We start from the raw sequence: 17,616 nt of genomic DNA, 5'->3' as shown, positions 1-17,616 counted from the left end.
AAGATAAATGATACTTTTGAACCGCGTTCTTTAATGATCGCGGTTTTTTTATATATAATTCAGTGATTATGTTTGACTTTTTCTTTGGAGCTTATAGTGAAGCGAGTATGCTTCAGATAGTATTAGAATCAATAGTGTTTATATTCGGAATATTAAGTGTGTGGTATGCTGGTAAAGAAAACATCCTAGTCTATCCAACAGGTATTATAGCTACTATTATTACAGTATATTTGCTTTATGTGATAGGGTATTATGGAGACATGATCTTAAATGGATACTATTCTATAATGAGTGTGTATGGCTGGTATAACTGGTCTAGACAGAAAGATGGACATAGCGTATTAAAGATTAGTAGAACTAATAGAAGTGAAAAAGTAAAGGGAGTTATCATATTCTTTGTAACTCTTATTATTATTTACGGTGTTTATTATTTCTCAGGCAAAGAAATATTGCCAGAGAATTATATAGATATTATTACATCAGGTATCTTTTTTACAGGGATGTATTATATGGCACTAAAGAAGATAGAGAATTGGACACTTTGGATTATAGGAGATATAGTATCAGTTCCACTATATGCATACAGGGGATACGGTATATTAGCAGTACAATTTGCTGTCTTTACTGTACTTGCTACTATGGCTTATATATCATGGTATAAAACAATAAATAAAGAAAAATGCTTAGAGAAGTAATAGAAAGAGAATTGACCTTTAAAGCCGTCCGCAGTAGTGGAGCAGGTGGACAGAATGTTAATAAAGTATCTACTAAAGTTGTGCTGTCTTGGGATTGTATGAATTCGCAAGGGATAACAGAAGAAGAACGTACACTATTGTTAGAACGACTTAAGAACAGATTTACGAAAGAAGGAGTATTAATATTGGATGCTGATAATACACGTAGTCAGATTAAAAATAAAGCAATTGTACTAGAGCGTTTTTTTCAACTGCTGTCTATTGGTTTACATATAGAAAAAGAGAGAAGAGAGACTAAAACACCTCGTAGAGTTTTGCAAAAGAGGAAAGAGAGTAAACAGCAAAACTCTTTAAAGAAGGCATTGAGAAAACGATTAATGTAGTAAAACAAAAATATGATTCCCAAAATAATTCATTTATGTTGGTTTGGTGGAAGTAAGTTCCCCGAGTCAGTAGAAATATGCATTGCTAGCATGAAGAAGCATAATCCTGATTATCAAATTATGATATGGAATGAAGAGAATTATGATGTTAATAAATGCAGGTTTACTAGTGAGGCATATCGTGAGAAGAAGTTTGCTTTTGTATCAGATGTCTGTAGGTTAGAAGTGTTACAACAGTATGGAGGGGTATATTTAGATACAGATGTAGAGATTCTTAAGAGTTTTGATCCTTTATTAGATAATGATTTTTTCTTAGGGAGAGAGTCACTGACTTTGTTGTGTACAGCAGTTATAGGATGTGTACCTAATCACCCTCTGACTGCGGAATTATTGACATATTATAGCTCTAAGTCTTTTTACAGATATCCACTTCTAAAGTCTTTTTACAAAAAAATCAATAAAACGCCTAATACGGTGATTATAAGTAAAATGCTTAGTAATAACGGACTGCTTAAAGATAATAGTTGTCAAAGAATAGATAAATACAATTTAGTTATTTACCCAACGTATTATTTTAGTCCAATAGATTATAAGACTAAAGTGTTTAATAAATCTGAGGATACTTATTGTATCCATCACTTTACAACCACCTGGAAAAAGTAAGGTTCTACTATTACTTTTTTTCTTTAGAAAAACAATCTATATTTGTACTATAAATCTCAAAGGGGTGCCGTACGGCTGAGATCATACCCATAGAACCTGGGCAGGTAATGCTGCCAAGGGAGTAAATACAGTTCACTCTAGAACTGTTATGGACTAGTGTAATTATTAATTAATAAGAATAATTGCCCCTTTTATTTGTAGATATTTTTTTACGAATGAAAAAAAAATTACTTCAATCTTTATTGGTAACTGCTGTTTGTGCAAGTTCCACCTATGCACAAGAGAAACAAGTTAAAGATTCTGTTCAACAATCAACACTTAACGAAATCGTATTATCAGCTGTTCGTGCAGATGAGAAGACGCCTATTGCTTATGCCAACTTATCTAAGAGTGAAATTGGAAAGCGCAATCTCGGACAAGATATTCCTACCATTATGTCTTATATGACTTCAGTAGTGACTACTACTGATGCTGGTAATGGGATAGGATACTCTAGCTTCAGAGTACGTGGGTCAGATGCGACACGTGTCAACGTAACCTTAAATGGGATTCCATATAATGATGGAGAGTCACAAGGTTCTTTTTGGGTTAATATGCCAGATTTTACATCATCTGTTCAGAATCTACAGTTGCAGCGTGGTGTAGGTACTTCTACTAACGGATCAGCAGCATTCGGCGCTAGTCTTAATCTAAAGACAGATGACTTCTCACATGAAGCTAATGGAGAAGTATCTAATTCTTTTGGTAGTTATAATACACGCAAGTCTACTGTTAAGTTTAGCACTGGACTAATCAACGATAAATTTGAGATAGCTGGACGTCTATCCGATATGAAGTCTGATGGATATATAGACCGGGCGTCTTCTAACATGAAGTCTTACTACTTACAAGGAGTGTATGTAGGTGAGACTTCATTAATAAAGGCTGTGGTATTCAGAGGGAAACAAAAGACGTATCAAGCCTGGAATGGCGTGTCTCAAGCGGATATAGATAAGTATGGTCGTCGTTATAATCCTGCTGGGAAGTATAAGGATGATCAAGGGAATACACAGTTTTACGATAATGAGACAGATAATTATATCCAGACACATTACCAATTGCACTGGAGTGAACAGTGGTCATCAGCTTGGTCTTCTAATGTGTCTTTACATTATACCAAAGGAGATGGATACTATGAGAATTATAAAGAAAATCAAAAGTTTAAAAGCTATGGATTTAAACCTATTACTGTAGATGGTAAGGAGGTAAATAAGACAGATTTGATAAGACAGAAGAGTCTAGATAATCACTTCTATGGGATGGTGTTTAATACTAATTACACAGCTGATAAACTTAGTGTGATAGTAGGTGGAGGAGCGAATAAGTATGAGGGGGATCACTTCGGAAATGTGCTATGGACTAGACAGCCAGTAAAGTTTAGCCCTAACTATGAGTATTACAGAGATGACGCAGTGAAGACAGACCTTAATTTCTATGCTAAAGCGACTTGGCAGTTCGCTGATAAGTGGAGTCTATATGGAGATATGCAGTATAGAAGAGTAACTTATGAAGCTAATGGTATAGAGACAGGGTTAGTCAATGATAAGTTTAACTTCTTTAATCCTAAAGGAGGAATTACTTTCCAACTAGATGGTCAAAATCAGTTTTATATGTCTTATGCCAAGGGTAATAGAGAACCAAACCGAAAGGACTATGAGGGTGAGGGAAAACCGAAGTCAGAGAGTATGGACGATTATGAATTAGGATGGAGATTCAGAGGAGATAGAGCTACTATTAATGTGAATGCGTACTATATGAAGTATAAAGATCAATTGATCTTGACAGGAGAAATTAATGATGTAGGAGGAATGCTAAGAGCCAATAGTGGGGATAGTTATAGAGCAGGTTTAGAGATAGATGCGAATGTATGTGTGCTAGAGAAATTATATTGGTCTCCTAGTGTAACGATAAGTGCAAATAAGAATAAAAACTTTATGACTACGGTAGATAATAAACCTATTAACCTAGGGACTACTAATATTGCCTTCTCACCTGACTTTATTGCATCTAATGCTATTACCTATTTACCTATATCAGGAATGAGTGTGTCATTACTGACGAAGTTTGTAGGAGAGCAGTATATGGCTAATCTAGACGCTAAGGAATCAAAACTTGATTCTTATTTTATCAATGACCTAAGTGCTTCTTATGAGTTCCCAATAAAAGGATGGGTTAGATCAGTAGGAGTTTCTGTACTAGCGAACAATATATTTAATGTGAAGTATATCTCTAATGGATATTATGACCCAGAATGGGGAGCTGCTTATTATCCACAAGCAGAGTTTAATATATTAGCGGGATTGAGCATTAAGTTTTAATTAGTGAAGTATAATAAAACGAAAAGCTACTATTTTAACGATAGTAGCTTTTTTTATATCTAATCCTGTCATTCAAGATTGCTTCAAGGTTTTTTCAATATTTCTTCAATAAATGAACTCTTTTATAGGGAACTCTTGAACAAATGTTGAAGAGGTGTTGAGGAATACTATTTGATTTTAGAGGTGTTGTAATTAATCGATTTAATTCTTCTGTGAATAAAAGAGTAATAGATAATTATTAGAACTGTCGCTTAATAGTTAATATGTAAATAATCACCTTGTTTTCTTACAGGATACGGTTTTAGTTGGTACTGTACTCCTGGAGTAAGAGATTGTCCATTGATAAGGCTAAATTGAGCTTGTACTCCGTCATGATTGTGTTTGCATGAACAATAGACAAATATGCCTTTATTATCTTTTCGAGTTAGTACAGAGCATCCTTCTGGTTTGTGATTAGGACAAGTTAGTTCATAAGCGAAATACTGTGCTCCTGCATTGTAAATAGCTATACCACTTATGCTGTTTCCGACTCCATAAGCTACATATACACCTCCAGGATTTAGTAAGTTTATCGCAGCAGGGTCATTTAAGTATAGACTAAAGTTTACACTTTGGCTAGGTAAATATGGATTAGTATATTTACCATTAGTTTTACCACAAGAGACAGATATAAGTATTGTAAAAAGGAATAGAAATAATTTCTTCATTTTAATAAACTGTTTGAAAAACAAATTTAATTAATTATATTTGACAAATATAGTAGAACAATCAATTATTGATTTAACAATAAAATAAAAATATCTTTATAGTAAGGAATCCCGTTTTTATGGGATTTTTTCTATTTACCTTAAATCCGTAAAGAACGTTTAAACGAGAATAAATTATACAAAACAGAACAAGATTAGTGATTAAAGCACACTATAGTGTGGTTTTAGAGCTAATTGAAGCTATGTAAAGTAGAATTAATTCGCAGTAAATGGTAGTTACGGATTTAAAGTTTTTATATAAACGAGTTAATTATGAGCAAGATTTCGTATTATACTGCGGAAGGTCTTAAGAAGTTAAAAGACGAATTAGAGCAGTTGAAAAGTGTGGAGCGTCCTAAAGCATCTCAAGCGATAGCTGATGCAAGGGATAAAGGTGACTTGTCTGAAAATGCAGAATATGATGCAGCTAAGGAAGCACAAGGATTATTAGAGTTAAAGATAGCTAAGGTAGAAGAAGTTGTAGCAAATGCTCGACTAATAGATGAATCTCAGTTAGATGTTACTAAGGCTTTAGTATTATCAAAAGTAAAAATTAAAAATACAGCTAATGGTATGGAGATTACCTACACATTAGTGGCAGAGAGTGAAGCAGATCTAAAAGCAGGTAAGATATCTGTAACTTCTCCTATTGGTAGAGGGTTGCTAGGTAAATCTGTAGGTGATATTGCGGAGATACAAGTTCCTAATGGTACTATTGCTTTTGAGGTATTAGAAATAAGTAGAGATAACTAAAAACATAGATAGATTATGAGTTCTATTTTCACGAAGATCATTTCAGGAGAGATACCTGCATATAAAGTAGCAGAGGATGATAATTTTCTAGCATTTTTAGATATTAATCCTAATGCGAAGGGACATACATTATGTATTCCTAAGGAGGAGATTAATAAGATTTTTGATATGGAAGAGGATCAATATCTAGAGTTGATGAAGTTCTCTCGTAAAGTAGCTAAAGCATTAGAGCTAGCAGTGCCTTGTAAGAGAGTAGGTATGGCTGTAGTGGGGTTAGAAGTGCCTCATGTACATGTCCATCTAATTCCTCTTCAAGAGATGGATGATATGCGATTCACTAAGAAGGAAAAGCTATCTCCAGAAGAGTTTGAAGCAGTTGCTAAGGCTATTAATAGTCATTTATAAGACTATATTATATATAACGTAAAGAGGTTGCCTAGTATTAGTGCAACCTCTTTTTGTTATACGTAATACAGAATGTAGTTCCTTTACCTATTTCTGATTGAGTAATTTTAATCTTTCCATTTTGGAAGTCTTCTACTATTCTTTTTGTTAAGGATAGTCCTAATCCCCATCCCCGTTTTTTAGTTGTATATCCAGGCTCAAATATCTTCTTCAACATTTTTTTTGGGATACCACTACCTGCATCGGTGATCAATATATTGACCACTTTAGGAGTGTCTTGTATATGTATAGCCAACTTTCCTTTTCCTTTCATAGCATCTATAGCATTCTTGATAAGGTTTTCTATCGTCCAGCTATGTAGTTCTTTGTTTAAAGGGATTAATATTTCATAGTCTGGGCTATCCATCGTAAAGAGTATTTGCTTAGAGTTTCTAAGAGAGAAGTAATCAAAAGTCTTACGAGTCTCAGAGATAATATCAACATCAGTAAGCTTAGGGATAGAACCTATCTTAGAGAATCTATCTGCTATAATTTGCAGTTTTTTTACATCCTTTTCTATTTCTGCTATTGTGTCTGGATTCACATTGTCTAGTCTCATAATTTCTATCCATCCTAGAAGAGAAGATAGAGGCGTTCCTATCTGGTGGGCAGTCTCTTTCGCCATACCTGTCCATAGTTTATTTTGAGTAGCTACTTTATTACTGCGATAGAAATAAAATAATAAGACAGTGAAGAATAAAAATATTAGAACTAGGGTAACAGGGTAATACTTTAGTTTAGTTAATAAAGAAGAGTTGCCATAGTATACGTATTGTGTTTGCTTACCTACTTTTAATAGAATAGGAGGATTTTGTGATTTTAATCTGCGCAGTAGTGCTTGTTTCTTCTCAGGCGTATTGACTATATTTTCGTCTATATTGTTAATAGATAATATATTGTCATTTACATCTGTTTGTATGATGGGAATCGTTTTGTTTTCCATCATAATTAAAAAGGGGAGAGAGACATCTGCTTCAATAGATGTAGCAATATCAAGGGTATTCAGTGCTTCTGCCCATATTTTCATCTTTGTTCTCTCTTCAGTTTTATAGGTCTGAAAAAAAGAATAGGTATTCCAAAGGATTACTAATAAGGTGATTAATGCGGCGGCGATAACTGACCAGCGGAATATTTCTTTCTTATTGCTCAAGATAACAATTGGTTTAATATCAAGATTTAAAAGTAATTAAAATAAATGAATTGATTTTAGTTTAATGAAGTATTAAAAGTTTTATCGTTATTAAAAGCTTTTGTAACTTTACTTTTCTTCAATTTAATGAATATATGAAATCTATAAAACCAAATGATATCTCTGTAGTAGAGCTACAGAGACTGATGCAGACGTCTATAGGACCACGTCCAATAGCTCTTGCAAGTACGATAGATGCTGATGGTAGACCAAATCTATCTCCGTTTAGCTTCTTTAATATGGTAAGTACTAATCCACCTATTTTAGTGTTTTCTCCATCTAGACGTGTGAGAGATAATTCTAATAAGCATACCCTATTTAATGTACAGGCTAATCTTCAGGTAGTGATTAACGTGGTGACGTATGATATGGTTCAACAGACTTCTTTATCAAGCACAGAGTATAAGGATGGGGTAAATGAGTTTGTTAAATCAGGATTGACAATGGTACCATCAGATATAGTCAAACCATTTAGAGTAAAAGAAAGTCCTGTACAGTATGAGTGCGTTGTACAAGAAGTAATTGGTCTTGGACAAGAGGGAGGTGCTGGAAATCTTGTGATTTGTGAAGTTGTAAAAATACATGTGAATGAAGAGGTGTTAGATGAAAATGGGCAAATAGATCAACATAAGATAGATTTAGTAGCACGTATGGGAGCGAACTGGTATACACGTGCTAATGAAGGTGTTTTTGAAGTAGAAAAGCCATTAACTACACTTGGTTTGGGAGTAGATGTGTTACCTATAGAAGCAATAGAAAGTGATGTATTCACAGGTAATGATTTGGGGATATTAGGTAACGTTGAGCATTTGCCAAATGATGAGGAAGTGCTAAGCTTTGCAAATTCAAATAAAGAGTTAAAAGAAATATTGATATCTAATAATCAAATCAATAAATTTAAATTAGCAAAAAAATATTTAGAAGAAAATAATGTACCTTTGGCTTGGAAAACAATTTTAGCCAAATAGATTGTAATTAAAAATAGAGATTAAAATGGAAGTTACAGGAAGAATCAAGTTAATTGGACATACACAAGATATTAGTTCATCATTCAGAAAGAGAGAAGTTGTAGTAACTACAGAAGAGCAATATCCTCAGCATATTATGATAGAGTTTACTCAAGATAAAGTAAACTTATTAGATACATATCAAGTGGGTGAACAAGTTAGAGTTTCTATTAATTTGAGAGGAAGAGAGTGGCAAAGTCCACAAGGTGATACTAGATACTTTAATACAATCCAAGGATGGAGAATAGAGCACATGATGCCTGCTCAACAAGGAGGTAATATGGAGCAAAATCAACAACCATATATGGGGCAACAAGATAATATGCAGTCTCAATATGGTAATACTGGTATGTCTCAACAAGGAGGTTTTAACCAAAACCAACAACAAGGTTTTGCTCAGAATACTCAAGGGCAACAACAAGGAGGCTTTAATCAAAACCAACAACAAGGTTTTGCTCAGAATACTCAAGGGCAACAACAAGGAGGTTTTAACCAAAACCAACAACAAGGTTTTGCTCAGAATACTCAAGGGCAGCAACAAGGAGGCTTTAACCAAAACCAACAACAAGGTTTTAACCAAGGACAAAATAATATGGGACAACAGTTTCCTCCTGCTTCAAGTTATTCTGAAGAAGATCACGACGATTTACCATTCTAAAATAGTATATATGTCCCTAAGTATTCTATTCTTAGGGACTTTTTTTTTCTATTATGATATCATCTATAGATAGTAATTACTTGTATTTTCCATCAGTGGAGAATGCGCACGAATCAGGTATATTAGCAATAGGCGGAGACCTGTCTGCTAATAGACTTATACTCGCCTATAAGTCTGGTATATTTCCATGGTTTGAAGATGGAGAGCCTATTACTTGGTGGGCGCCTGATATGCGTATGGTGCTCGCACCTGATGAAGTACATATTTCTAAAAGTATGCGTAGTATACTTAAAAAAGAACAATTTAAAATTACTTTCAATACTTGTTTTGCTGATGTAATTAGCAATTGTCAAAATGCTAAACGCGACGGACAATTGGGAACTTGGATTACAGATGATATGATTGAAGCATATTGCAATTTACATAAACTAGGTTTGGCTCAGTCTGTTGAAGTCTGGCAAGATGGAGAATTAGTAGGGGGCTTATATGGGGTAGATATGGCACCTGTTTTTTGTGGAGAAAGTATGTTTTCATCTGTTCCTAATGCAAGTAAAGTCGCTTTTATTTATTTATGTGAGTATTTAGAAAGCAAGAATTATAAATTGCTAGATTGTCAAGTATATAATAGTCATTTAGACTCCTTAGGTGCTTATGAAATACCAAGAGAAGTTTTTATGGAGTATTTACCTCAAAAGTAATTAGTAATTTAATTTTGTTACCTGCCATGTTAAGGTGTTTATTATTAGTAGTTGATTACTAAGAGCCGGTAATGTTAGGATGACTTTAAGTGTTTCATGTGCCATCATAGTTCCTATAATACCTGGAAATGTTCCTAGTACCCCATTAAGAGTACAGTTAGGGACATCTTCTTCTGCAGGTGGTTCTGAGAATAGATTACGCAGATTATGTGAGCCTTTATAATTAAATACACTTAGTTGTCCTTCGAATCCGAATATAGTTCCATAGATAATAGTCTTATCTAAGCTTACACCTACATCATTGACTAAATACCTAGTATCAAAGTTATCACTGCCATCTACTATGATGTCATAAGGAGATAGTATATCTATAGCGTTTACATTTGTTAGTTTCTCATTATAGGCAGTAAAGTGTATATGAGGGTTTAGTTCTTTAATTCTTTGTGTAGCTATTGTTGTTTTATTTTTATTGATATCTATCTCTGTGAATAGTATTTGTCGATGGAGATTGTGATGTTCTATGGTGTCATAATCTATGACAGCTAATGTACCTACGCCACAACATGCTAAGTAGGTCAATGCTGGAGAACCTAATCCTCCAGCACCGATGACTAATACTTTAGCTTGTTTAATCTTCATTTGACCATCTATACCTATTTCAGCTAAATTCATCTGTCTATTATATCGTAAGAAATCTGTTGTATCCATATTACAATTGTTTAATTATTGATAGGCTTTATCCCAATCTTTCCATATAGGTTCATATCCTGATTCTTTAATAAGGTGATAGATTTCGGATGTACTTCTCGTATCACAAATCTCAAATTGCTCTAGTGAGTCCTCTGCTACACTATATCCTCCCGGATTGGTTTTTGAGCCAGCACTCATAGTAGTAGCTCCTAGTTTGAAGACATTGTTTCTTAAGATTTTACTCTCACGGGTAGAGATGGATATCTCTAGGTCTTCATTCCAAATTCTGTATGCACATAATAGTTGTATGAGGTCTCTATCTTCCATGATGAAGTTCGGTTCTATAACACCTTCTGCTGGTCTTAATCTAGGGAATGATACAGAATACTTCGTTTGCCAATAGGTTTTTTGTAAATAATCAATATGAAGCGCATTAAAGAAACTATCTACTCGCCAGTCTTCTAGTCCAAGGAGAACACCTAGTCCTATTTTATGTATGCCAGCTCTCCCTATTCTGTCAGGGGTGTCTAGTCTATATTCAAAGTTAGATTTCTTCCCTTTAGGATGATATTGTTTATAGACTTCTTTATGATAGGTCTCTTGATATACTAGTACAGCATATACACCAAGATCAGCTAACTGTTCGTATTCATCTTGCTTTAGGGGCTGTACCTCTATTGAGATGGTAGAAAAAGACTGTTGTATTTGTTCTATACTTTGTTTGAAGTAGTTGATATTGACTACGTGATTAGCTTCTCCAGTGACAAGTAGGATATGATCATAGCCTTGTGTTTTTACTGCAGTAATTTCTTGTTCTATTTCTTTTGGAGTTAGTGTCTTTCTTCGAATATTATTATCTACACTAAAACCACAATAGGTACAAATATTATTACACTCATTACTTAGGTACATAGGGGCGTATAATGATATCGTCTTGCCAAATCTCTTTTGCGTAAGCTGTTGACTTATTTGTGCCATTTGCTCTAAATAAGGAGCGGCAGCGGGAGAGATGAGATGTAAGAAATCAGTAAGTGTCTTTTTATTTTTTATGAGACTGTATTCTACTTTAGCAGAGGTTGTTTCATAGATTTTTTTCTTAATCTCTTCCCAGTCGTATTGTTCATAAGTTTGTATAAAGGACATAGTTTACTCTGTTAGAAATGCGGTTAGTGGACTAGAAGCTTGAGCGCGCTTTAGTATAGCCGGTAGTTTAGCTTCATAAGCTAGACGACCGGCTTGGACAGCAAGTTTAAAAGCAGTTGCCATTTGTTTTGGGTTACCAGCTACTGCTATGGCAGTATTAACAAGTACAGCATCAGCACCTATCTCCATAGCCTTAGCTGCATCAGAAGGAGCTCCAATACCAGCATCAATAATAACGGGAACTTTACTGTTCTCTATGATAATTTCTAAGAAGTCCATTGTCTTTAAGCCTTTATTGGTACCAATAGGTGCTCCTAAAGGCATAACAGCTGCTGTACCTACTTCTTCTAGTCGCTTGCATAATACAGGGTCTGCGTGTATATAAGGGAGTACAACAAATCCTAACTTAGTTAATTCTTCTGTAGCTTTTAGGGTTTCGATAGGATCGGGGAGTAGGTATTTTGGGTCTGGGTGTATTTCTAGTTTTAACCAATTGGTCTCTAATGCTTCTCTAGCTAGCTGTGCTGCGAAGATTGCTTCTTTAGCATTTCTCGCTCCTGAAGTATTAGGCAGTAGATGGATATGGGGGTGATCTAGATGAGTGAGTATGACATCTGTGTTTGTAGTAGTGTCTATTCGTTTCAATGCGACTGTTACTAATTCGCTTTCAGATGCTAATGTTGCTATTTCCATATCTGCGTTAGAACCGTATTTACCTGTCCCTAAGAATAAGCGTGATTGAAAGGTCTTATCCGCTATTGTAAGTGGCTGTATATTCATTTGAGTATATTGTTTAGTTGTTGTAGTAATGTTCTTTTATCTGTGCTATTTTGGAGTAAACTAGATATGGCTATACCATATAGTCCAGCTTGTTTTAAATTTTCTACATCTTCTAGTTGTATACCACCTATAGCAACAACAGGAATGTTGATAGCAAGTTGTTGCATCTGTTTTAATAACTGTTGATAACCTGCTATTCCAAGTATGGGGCTTAGCTTTTGTTTAGTTGTAGTAAATCGATATGGGCCTAGACCAATGTAATCACACCCTTCAGAATGTCTAAGTATGATATCCTCTATCGTATTAGCTGTACCACCTATAATTTTGTTGGGTAAATAGACTTTGGCTTGTGTGATGCTTAAATCAGTATGCCCTAAGTGAACACCATCAGCCTCTAGTGCTTTAGCTAAGTCTACATGATCATTAATGATAAGAGTCGCTTGATATTGTTCACAAAGTTTCTTGACCTGTTCTGCTGTTTGCCATAAGGTAGTATTCGTTGTATTCTTGAAGCGATATTGTATCCACTGTTGTCCTGCTCCTAATACAGTTTCTATATGATATAGTTGTTCTTGTGGAGTATCTCCATGACTGATGTATTGTATCTTATTTAGCATGATATCCGAGTAGTGTATGGTTAGAATTGAAGAATGTTTCTATGTAGGCTTTTGCCTTTTGAATAGCGGTCAGTGTGTTATACCCTTTAGCGATATTGGATGTTATAGCAGAAGATAATACACAACCAGAACCGTGTTTAGGATAATCTGATAGTTGAGTAGGAGGTATAGTTTGTATAACCTCTTTACTTACGTAGTAGTCAAAGCCTAACGCATTGGGGTTATGTCCCCCTTTTAGCAGTACATCACAGTATTGGCTTAATGCCAGTGCCTTTTGAAGAGCATCGTCATTTGTAGTGACTAATTGATGTATTTCTAAATAGTTGGGGGTGATAAGATCTATCTGTTGTAACACAGTAACTAAGGAATCTGCTAGCTGAATAGTCTGAAAGTCAAATCCACTAGATGAGCGCAGTACTGGATCCCAAATAATTTTAGTTATAGGAGATAAACCTTTAATAGTATCAATATATAATTTGAATGTATCTAGGTCTTTGACAATGCCTATTTTTACTACTGATATAGAATAATTCTCTAATATCGTTGACAATTGACTGATAGTATATTCTGCCTCCTGCCATTTTACATGAATAAAGTGATCTTCAGTCTGTATCGTATTAGCAGATAATATTGCCATTGGGTATACTTGATGAAGTTCAAATGTTTTGATATCTGCCATAACTCCAGCGCCACTAGTAGGGTCAAAGCCAGCTATTGCCAATGCAATTGGTCGTAATGTTGACATAATTCAAATTGTTTTAAGGGTTGCTTAGCTTCCCATATTGTTCCTAATAAGGCATAATCATCAAACCCCATTGAATGAATAGATTTGATGTGAAAAGGAGTAATTCCTCCAAGGGCAACTAAGGTTACTCTGTTGTTGGTTCTTTGCTCTAATTCTTTTGTCCAATCTATGTCTGAAGTGTAACCTTTCTTAGATATACTAGGATAGATAGGACTTATGAATGCTCTGTTTATACTTGTTGATAACTTATTAACTTCACTTATACAGTGAACAGATGTTGATAACTTAGGTAATTCTTTATTATAGTTATTAACATGTAAACAATTGGTTGTTGATAAGTGCGTATAAGTACTGTTTATCTTGTTGATAAGTGCTTTATATTGTTCAAAACAGTGTTTATTGTTGTTAATAACTATTGTTGGCATGTGTATAACTAAGTACTGATGATAGTAATTATCAATATTATTTACCCACTTTACAAGTTCTTCAAATGACATACTCGGTTTGCGAACATGAAGTAGAGGCAAGCCTTTCTCAAACATTTTGTTGATAAGGCTTGTCTCATTTTCTATAGGAGTAGGATAGGTTATGACTACCATCTCTTTTTGCTTTTATAGGTATATTTCTTTTCCTAGTTCTATAAATTCTTCTGACTTTTCGCGCATTCCTTGTTCTGCGGAGTCCCTAATCTCTTGTGATATTTTCATAGAACAGAATTTAGGTCCACACATAGAACAGAAGTGAGCTACTTTAGCACCATCAGCAGGGAGTGTCTCATCGTGAAACTCCCTTGCTGTATCAGGATCTAGGGATAAGTTGAATTGATCTTCCCATCTAAATTCAAAGCGTGCTTTACTCAGCGCATTATCTCTGTATTGCGCTCCAGGGTGTCCTTTCGCTAAGTCAGCTGCATGAGCAGCTAGTTTGTAGGTAATCACTCCATCTTTAACGTCTTTTTTGTTAGGAAGACCTAAGTGTTCTTTTGGTGTTACATAACATAGCATTGCAGTTCCGTACCATCCTATCATAGCCGCTCCGATAGCTGAGGTGATATGATCATAACCTGGTGCTATATCTGTAGTCAAAGGGCCTAAAGTATAGAAAGGTGCTTCTCCACAGTCGCGTAATTGCTTTTCCATATTCTCCTTAATCATGTGCATAGGTACATGCCCGGGGCCTTCTATGATGACTTGTACATCGTGTTTCCACGCAATTTTAGTTAGTTCACCTAGTGTCTCTAACTCTGCAAATTGAGCTGCATCATTAGCATCTGCGATAGAGCCTGGTCTTAGTCCATCACCTAAAGAGAATGCTATATCGTATTGCTTCATAATCTCACATATCTCTTCAAAGTGAGTATATAAGAAATTTTCTTTGTGATGGAATAAACACCACTTAGCCATAATAGAGCCTCCACGGGATACAATACCCGTCACTCTATTAGCAGTTAAGTGTATATAGCGTAGTAATACTCCAGCGTGAATGGTGAAGTAAGAAACTCCCTGTTCTGCTTGCTCAATCAGTGTATCTCTAAAGATCTCCCACGTCAAATCTTCAGCTATTCCTTTTACTTTTTCTAAGGCTTGGTAGATAGGTACTGTTCCAATAGGTACTGGAGAGTTGCGTATAATCCACTCTCTTGTCTCGTGAATATTCTTACCTGTTGATAAGTCCATAATCGTATCCGCTCCCCAGCGACATGCCCATACCGCTTTTTCTACTTCTTCTTCTATCGATGAGGTAACAGCGCTATTTCCGATATTAGCATTGATCTTCACTAAGAAGTTACGGCCTATAATCATAGGTTCACTTTCAGGGTGATTAATATTATTAGGGATGATAGCACGTCCACTAGCAATTTCTTCTCTGACGAACTCTGGTGTAATAAAGTTTTTTGGAGTATTGGCACCAAAGCTATGACCTTGATGTTGTTGTTTCATTGCTGAGCTAGCCTTGTTTAACTGTTCTATTCTTTGGTTTTCTCTTATAGCTACGTATTCCATTTCAGGAGTTATGATTCCTTTTTTAGCATAATGTAGTTGTGTAACATTAATTCCCTTATTAGCAACCTTAGGATTGTGTCTAAATTCAAAGCGCAAGTGATCTAATTTTTCATCTGCTAATCTAGCTTTACCATATTCTGATGTGATAGAAGATAATGTATTCACATCCTCTCTATTTAGTATCCATTCTTCGCGTAGACGTGGAATACCTTTGCGTATATCTATCGTGATATTGGGATCTGTATAAGGACCTGATGTATCGTATACGGTTACAGATGGATTCTCTTCTGTACCGCCGTTAGATAGCTTAGTATTGCTAAGAGATATTTCTCTCATTGCTACTTCTATCGGAAAAATATCTCCTTTGATATATACTTTTTTTGAGTTTGGGAAAGGGGTTTGCGAGATACTGTGTTGTTCCATTGTCTTTTAGTTTTAAGTGTTATTAGTTCTTTTAACGAATGGAATCAACCACCTTGAGTAGCAGTGATAATTAAGATATCATCACTAGAAGATAAGTGATGAGTAGACCATTGGGTTTTAGCTATAACAGTTTGGTTCACTGCTACTGCTACCCCTTTTTGCTTAAGTGGATGATAAATATCCAACATAACTTGAATACTTAAGGTATCCGTGTCAAATTGTACTTGTTGATTGTTGATTTTTAGTTCCATTCCTTTTCGTTTTGATATATAACTTTAGGAATGGCTACAATAGGGTACGAACGTACCTATCTAATGAAGTCATCTTACTTTTCCCTACGCTAGTATTAACTAGATCAGGTTCCAAGGGTGAAGTCTCAGTCTACAATGTTATGTAGACACCCCTAAAGCTTGAGGCAAATATAGGTCTTTTTTTGAACTGTGCAAATTAGGGGTAGATTTAACCAGGGCAAACGCATCATAAATTTATTAATTGCATTAGATAGTTATTGTCCCACCCCGCTTTGAGTCTTTTTCCTTTAATTCCAAGTTTAGCAACTTTATCATTCTTCAAAATATTTAGTGCAATTTTTAGTAATATAGCGAAGTTGTTTGCAGCATTTTTAGTTCTTTTTCTACTCTGATCTTCTCTAAAAACAACATCTAAAACCCAATGTAGTTTGTTTTCAATCCCCCAATGTGAGCGTATAATATGATTGAAATCATGAGGTGTTGAGTCTAAACTTGAAATGTAGTAACGTGTAGCATATTGTGTTTCTTTATCCGAATTTTTAAATTCACGAATACTATCTATCTTAATAATAGATTGTATTCCAGTCCATTTAGTTTCACTTTCAATGAATTTAAAATCTTTTATGACACTACACTTCCTTGTTTCTATACGCCCGTGGTCTATATTTTCTGTCTGAACAGACAGTATTTCTTTTCCAAATCGAAACTCGTCTTCAATATCTTGATATAACTGTTCTTGATTTAATTTTACAGCAATAACATAATCTGCATTTGCGTCGATAATTTTATCTACAATAGTTGTTTGACAACCCATCGCATCAATGGTAATAATGCTATTATCCACACATAGTTTTTCTATTAATTCAGGTATAGCCGTTATTTCATTTGATTTTTCATTAGTTTTCACCTGTCCTAAAACTAAGTTATTTTTACTTGCCCAAGCACTAACTAAATGAACGGGTGATTTACCTCCATTTTCCTTTGCTCCTCTAACTGTTTTGCCATCTATATTAATAATTTCTTTATCTACGGTAAGATTAACAATACCACTAACCCATTGAATAAAACAATTCTCAAACTTCTCATAATCAATAGAACTCAGAACTCTATTAAAAGTGTCATGAGACGGAATACCGCTTTTTAAGTCAAGTACATTTGTCAACCATTCTTCTTTTGCTTTGCAATAATCTTCAATTTCATTATAAGAATCTGCCCCACAAATCACTGCAATTATTGACATAACAAGGATGTCATTTAATTTATGTTGCTTCCCTAAATCTCTTCTTTTGTCTTCTATTTGGCTAAAAATATCCACTAATTCCATTGCTTATAATTTTATATAAAAATCTGATAATCAGTTATTAATATAGC

20 protein-coding genes and 1 riboswitch are annotated in these 17,616 nt (G+C 34.8%); of the genes, 9 read left to right on the top strand and 11 right to left on the bottom strand.

Annotation, left to right across the window (positions count from 1 at the left end):
- The first annotated feature begins 68 nt into the window (after positions 1-68).
- The 4 genes from pnuC (at position 69) to LNQ81_RS04030 (ending at position 4,098) form a co-directional block, all read left to right on the top strand.
- Positions 69-695, top strand: a complete 627-nt coding sequence (pnuC, locus tag LNQ81_RS04045) for a nicotinamide riboside transporter PnuC (RefSeq protein WP_229944894.1) — start codon at positions 69-71, stop codon at positions 693-695.
- The gene (arfB, locus tag LNQ81_RS04040; protein WP_229944893.1) at positions 680-1,078 is read left to right on the top strand and encodes an alternative ribosome rescue aminoacyl-tRNA hydrolase ArfB; all 399 of its coding nucleotides are present in this window, start codon (positions 680-682) and stop codon (positions 1,076-1,078) included. Before pnuC ends, arfB begins: the two co-directional genes overlap by 16 nt.
- Positions 1,079-1,090: 12 nt before the next feature.
- Positions 1,091-1,741 (top strand): glycosyltransferase family 32 protein, encoded by a 651-nt coding sequence (locus LNQ81_RS04035; RefSeq protein WP_229944892.1) that lies wholly within the window; start codon positions 1,091-1,093, stop codon positions 1,739-1,741.
- Between the two features lie 215 nt (positions 1,742-1,956).
- Complete coding sequence (locus LNQ81_RS04030) at positions 1,957-4,098, top strand: TonB-dependent receptor (protein ID WP_229944891.1); 2,142 nt, start codon at positions 1,957-1,959, stop codon at positions 4,096-4,098.
- Between the two features lie 251 nt (positions 4,099-4,349).
- On the opposite strand, the gene LNQ81_RS04025 is transcribed toward LNQ81_RS04030, so the two are convergent.
- The gene (locus tag LNQ81_RS04025; protein ID WP_229944890.1) at positions 4,350-4,805 is read right to left on the bottom strand and encodes a Rieske (2Fe-2S) protein; all 456 of its coding nucleotides are present in this window, start codon (positions 4,803-4,805) and stop codon (positions 4,350-4,352) included.
- 312 nt (positions 4,806-5,117) lie between these two features.
- Here LNQ81_RS04025 and greA point away from each other — a divergent pair, with 312 nt between their 5' ends.
- Together greA and LNQ81_RS04015 are read left to right on the top strand one after the other, a co-directional pair.
- Positions 5,118-5,597 (top strand): transcription elongation factor GreA, encoded by a 480-nt coding sequence (greA, locus tag LNQ81_RS04020; protein ID WP_229944889.1) that lies wholly within the window; start codon positions 5,118-5,120, stop codon positions 5,595-5,597.
- Positions 5,598-5,612: 15 nt separating this feature from the next.
- Complete coding sequence (locus tag LNQ81_RS04015) at positions 5,613-6,002, top strand: HIT family protein (protein ID WP_229944888.1); 390 nt, start codon at positions 5,613-5,615, stop codon at positions 6,000-6,002.
- 37 nt (positions 6,003-6,039) lie between these two features.
- Here the strand turns inward: LNQ81_RS04015 and LNQ81_RS04010 are convergent, their stop codons facing one another.
- Positions 6,040-7,191 carry a sensor histidine kinase gene (locus LNQ81_RS04010; RefSeq protein WP_229944887.1) on the bottom strand — a complete coding sequence of 384 codons (1,152 nt, stop codon included), beginning with the start codon at positions 7,189-7,191 and terminating at the stop codon, positions 6,040-6,042.
- Positions 7,192-7,325: 134 nt separating this feature from the next.
- On the opposite strand from LNQ81_RS04010, the gene LNQ81_RS04005 reads away from it, so the two are divergent.
- From LNQ81_RS04005 to aat, 3 genes are read left to right on the top strand one after another with little or no spacing between them, the layout of a single operon-like run.
- Positions 7,326-8,198 (top strand): flavin reductase family protein, encoded by an 873-nt coding sequence (locus LNQ81_RS04005; RefSeq protein WP_229944886.1) that lies wholly within the window; start codon positions 7,326-7,328, stop codon positions 8,196-8,198.
- Between the two features lie 25 nt (positions 8,199-8,223).
- Positions 8,224-8,895: a DUF3127 domain-containing protein gene (locus tag LNQ81_RS04000; RefSeq protein WP_229944885.1), complete on the top strand. Its 672-nt coding sequence runs from the start codon at positions 8,224-8,226 to the stop codon at positions 8,893-8,895.
- 53 nt (positions 8,896-8,948) lie between these two features.
- Positions 8,949-9,593, top strand: a complete 645-nt coding sequence (gene aat, locus LNQ81_RS03995; protein WP_229944884.1) for a leucyl/phenylalanyl-tRNA--protein transferase — start codon at positions 8,949-8,951, stop codon at positions 9,591-9,593.
- Here aat and LNQ81_RS03990 read toward each other — a convergent pair whose 3' ends face one another.
- The 9 genes from LNQ81_RS03990 to LNQ81_RS03950 form a co-directional block, all read right to left on the bottom strand.
- Positions 9,594-10,301 carry a HesA/MoeB/ThiF family protein gene (locus LNQ81_RS03990; RefSeq protein ID WP_229944883.1) on the bottom strand — a complete coding sequence of 236 codons (708 nt, stop codon included), beginning with the start codon at positions 10,299-10,301 and terminating at the stop codon, positions 9,594-9,596.
- 15 nt (positions 10,302-10,316) lie between these two features.
- Positions 10,317-11,426: a 2-iminoacetate synthase ThiH gene (gene thiH / locus LNQ81_RS03985; RefSeq protein ID WP_229944882.1), complete on the bottom strand. Its 1,110-nt coding sequence runs from the start codon at positions 11,424-11,426 to the stop codon at positions 10,317-10,319.
- Between the two features lie 3 nt (positions 11,427-11,429).
- Positions 11,430-12,206, bottom strand: coding sequence for a thiazole synthase (locus tag LNQ81_RS03980; RefSeq protein WP_229944881.1), 777 nt, complete (start codon positions 12,204-12,206; stop codon positions 11,430-11,432).
- A complete protein-coding gene (locus tag LNQ81_RS03975; protein WP_229944880.1) occupies positions 12,203-12,823 on the bottom strand; it encodes a thiamine phosphate synthase in 621 nt (206 codons plus the stop codon). The genes LNQ81_RS03980 and LNQ81_RS03975 overlap by 4 nt, the downstream gene beginning before the upstream one ends.
- Entirely contained in the window at positions 12,813-13,568 is a 756-nt protein-coding gene (locus tag LNQ81_RS03970) for a hydroxymethylpyrimidine/phosphomethylpyrimidine kinase (protein ID WP_229944879.1), read from the bottom strand. Before LNQ81_RS03970 ends, LNQ81_RS03975 begins: the two co-directional genes overlap by 11 nt.
- Positions 13,535-14,167, bottom strand: a complete 633-nt coding sequence (locus tag LNQ81_RS03965; RefSeq protein WP_229944878.1) for a thiamine phosphate synthase — start codon at positions 14,165-14,167, stop codon at positions 13,535-13,537. Before LNQ81_RS03965 ends, LNQ81_RS03970 begins: the two co-directional genes overlap by 34 nt.
- Positions 14,168-14,179: 12 nt before the next feature.
- Positions 14,180-15,994: a phosphomethylpyrimidine synthase ThiC gene (gene thiC / locus LNQ81_RS03960; RefSeq protein ID WP_229944877.1), complete on the bottom strand. Its 1,815-nt coding sequence runs from the start codon at positions 15,992-15,994 to the stop codon at positions 14,180-14,182.
- A gap of 44 nt (positions 15,995-16,038) precedes the next feature.
- The gene (gene thiS / locus LNQ81_RS03955; protein ID WP_229944876.1) at positions 16,039-16,245 is read right to left on the bottom strand and encodes a sulfur carrier protein ThiS; all 207 of its coding nucleotides are present in this window, start codon (positions 16,243-16,245) and stop codon (positions 16,039-16,041) included.
- A gap of 64 nt (positions 16,246-16,309) precedes the next feature.
- Positions 16,310-16,409: riboswitch (TPP riboswitch) on the bottom strand.
- A gap of 62 nt (positions 16,410-16,471) precedes the next feature.
- A complete protein-coding gene (locus tag LNQ81_RS03950) occupies positions 16,472-17,569 on the bottom strand; it encodes an ISAs1 family transposase (protein WP_229944875.1) in 1,098 nt (365 codons plus the stop codon).
- Positions 17,570-17,616 lie beyond the last annotated feature (47 nt).

The sequence above is a fragment of the Myroides oncorhynchi genome (genome assembly GCF_020905415.1).
Lineage (GTDB): Bacteria > Bacteroidota > Bacteroidia > Flavobacteriales > Flavobacteriaceae > Flavobacterium > Flavobacterium oncorhynchi_A.
The sequence above is the reverse complement of the archived record's forward strand: the minus strand, read 5'-3'. Positions and strand labels throughout refer to the sequence as shown.

Coding starts and splice junctions, on each gene's coding strand:
- LNQ81_RS04025 (WP_229944890.1), bottom strand. CDS start 4,805: ATGAAGAAATTATTTCTATTCCTTTTTACAATACTTATATCTGTCTCT.
- aat (WP_229944884.1), top strand. CDS start 8,949: ATGATATCATCTATAGATAGTAATTACTTGTATTTTCCATCAGTGGAG.
- pnuC (WP_229944894.1), top strand. CDS start 69: ATGTTTGACTTTTTCTTTGGAGCTTATAGTGAAGCGAGTATGCTTCAG.
- LNQ81_RS04035 (WP_229944892.1), top strand. CDS start 1,091: ATGATTCCCAAAATAATTCATTTATGTTGGTTTGGTGGAAGTAAGTTC.
- arfB (WP_229944893.1), top strand. CDS start 680: ATGCTTAGAGAAGTAATAGAAAGAGAATTGACCTTTAAAGCCGTCCGC.
- LNQ81_RS03990 (WP_229944883.1), bottom strand. CDS start 10,301: ATGGATACAACAGATTTCTTACGATATAATAGACAGATGAATTTAGCT.
- LNQ81_RS03965 (WP_229944878.1), bottom strand. CDS start 14,167: ATGGTAGTCATAACCTATCCTACTCCTATAGAAAATGAGACAAGCCTT.
- greA (WP_229944889.1), top strand. CDS start 5,118: ATGAGCAAGATTTCGTATTATACTGCGGAAGGTCTTAAGAAGTTAAAA.
- LNQ81_RS04015 (WP_229944888.1), top strand. CDS start 5,613: ATGAGTTCTATTTTCACGAAGATCATTTCAGGAGAGATACCTGCATAT.
- LNQ81_RS04000 (WP_229944885.1), top strand. CDS start 8,224: ATGGAAGTTACAGGAAGAATCAAGTTAATTGGACATACACAAGATATT.
- LNQ81_RS03970 (WP_229944879.1), bottom strand. CDS start 13,568: ATGTCAACATTACGACCAATTGCATTGGCAATAGCTGGCTTTGACCCT.
- thiS (WP_229944876.1), bottom strand. CDS start 16,245: ATGGAACTAAAAATCAACAATCAACAAGTACAATTTGACACGGATACC.
- LNQ81_RS04030 (WP_229944891.1), top strand. CDS start 1,957: ATGAAAAAAAAATTACTTCAATCTTTATTGGTAACTGCTGTTTGTGCA.
- LNQ81_RS03980 (WP_229944881.1), bottom strand. CDS start 12,206: ATGAATATACAGCCACTTACAATAGCGGATAAGACCTTTCAATCACGC.
- LNQ81_RS03950 (WP_229944875.1), bottom strand. CDS start 17,569: ATGGAATTAGTGGATATTTTTAGCCAAATAGAAGACAAAAGAAGAGAT.
- thiH (WP_229944882.1), bottom strand. CDS start 11,426: ATGTCCTTTATACAAACTTATGAACAATACGACTGGGAAGAGATTAAG.
- LNQ81_RS04005 (WP_229944886.1), top strand. CDS start 7,326: ATGAAATCTATAAAACCAAATGATATCTCTGTAGTAGAGCTACAGAGA.
- LNQ81_RS03975 (WP_229944880.1), bottom strand. CDS start 12,823: ATGCTAAATAAGATACAATACATCAGTCATGGAGATACTCCACAAGAA.
- thiC (WP_229944877.1), bottom strand. CDS start 15,994: ATGGAACAACACAGTATCTCGCAAACCCCTTTCCCAAACTCAAAAAAA.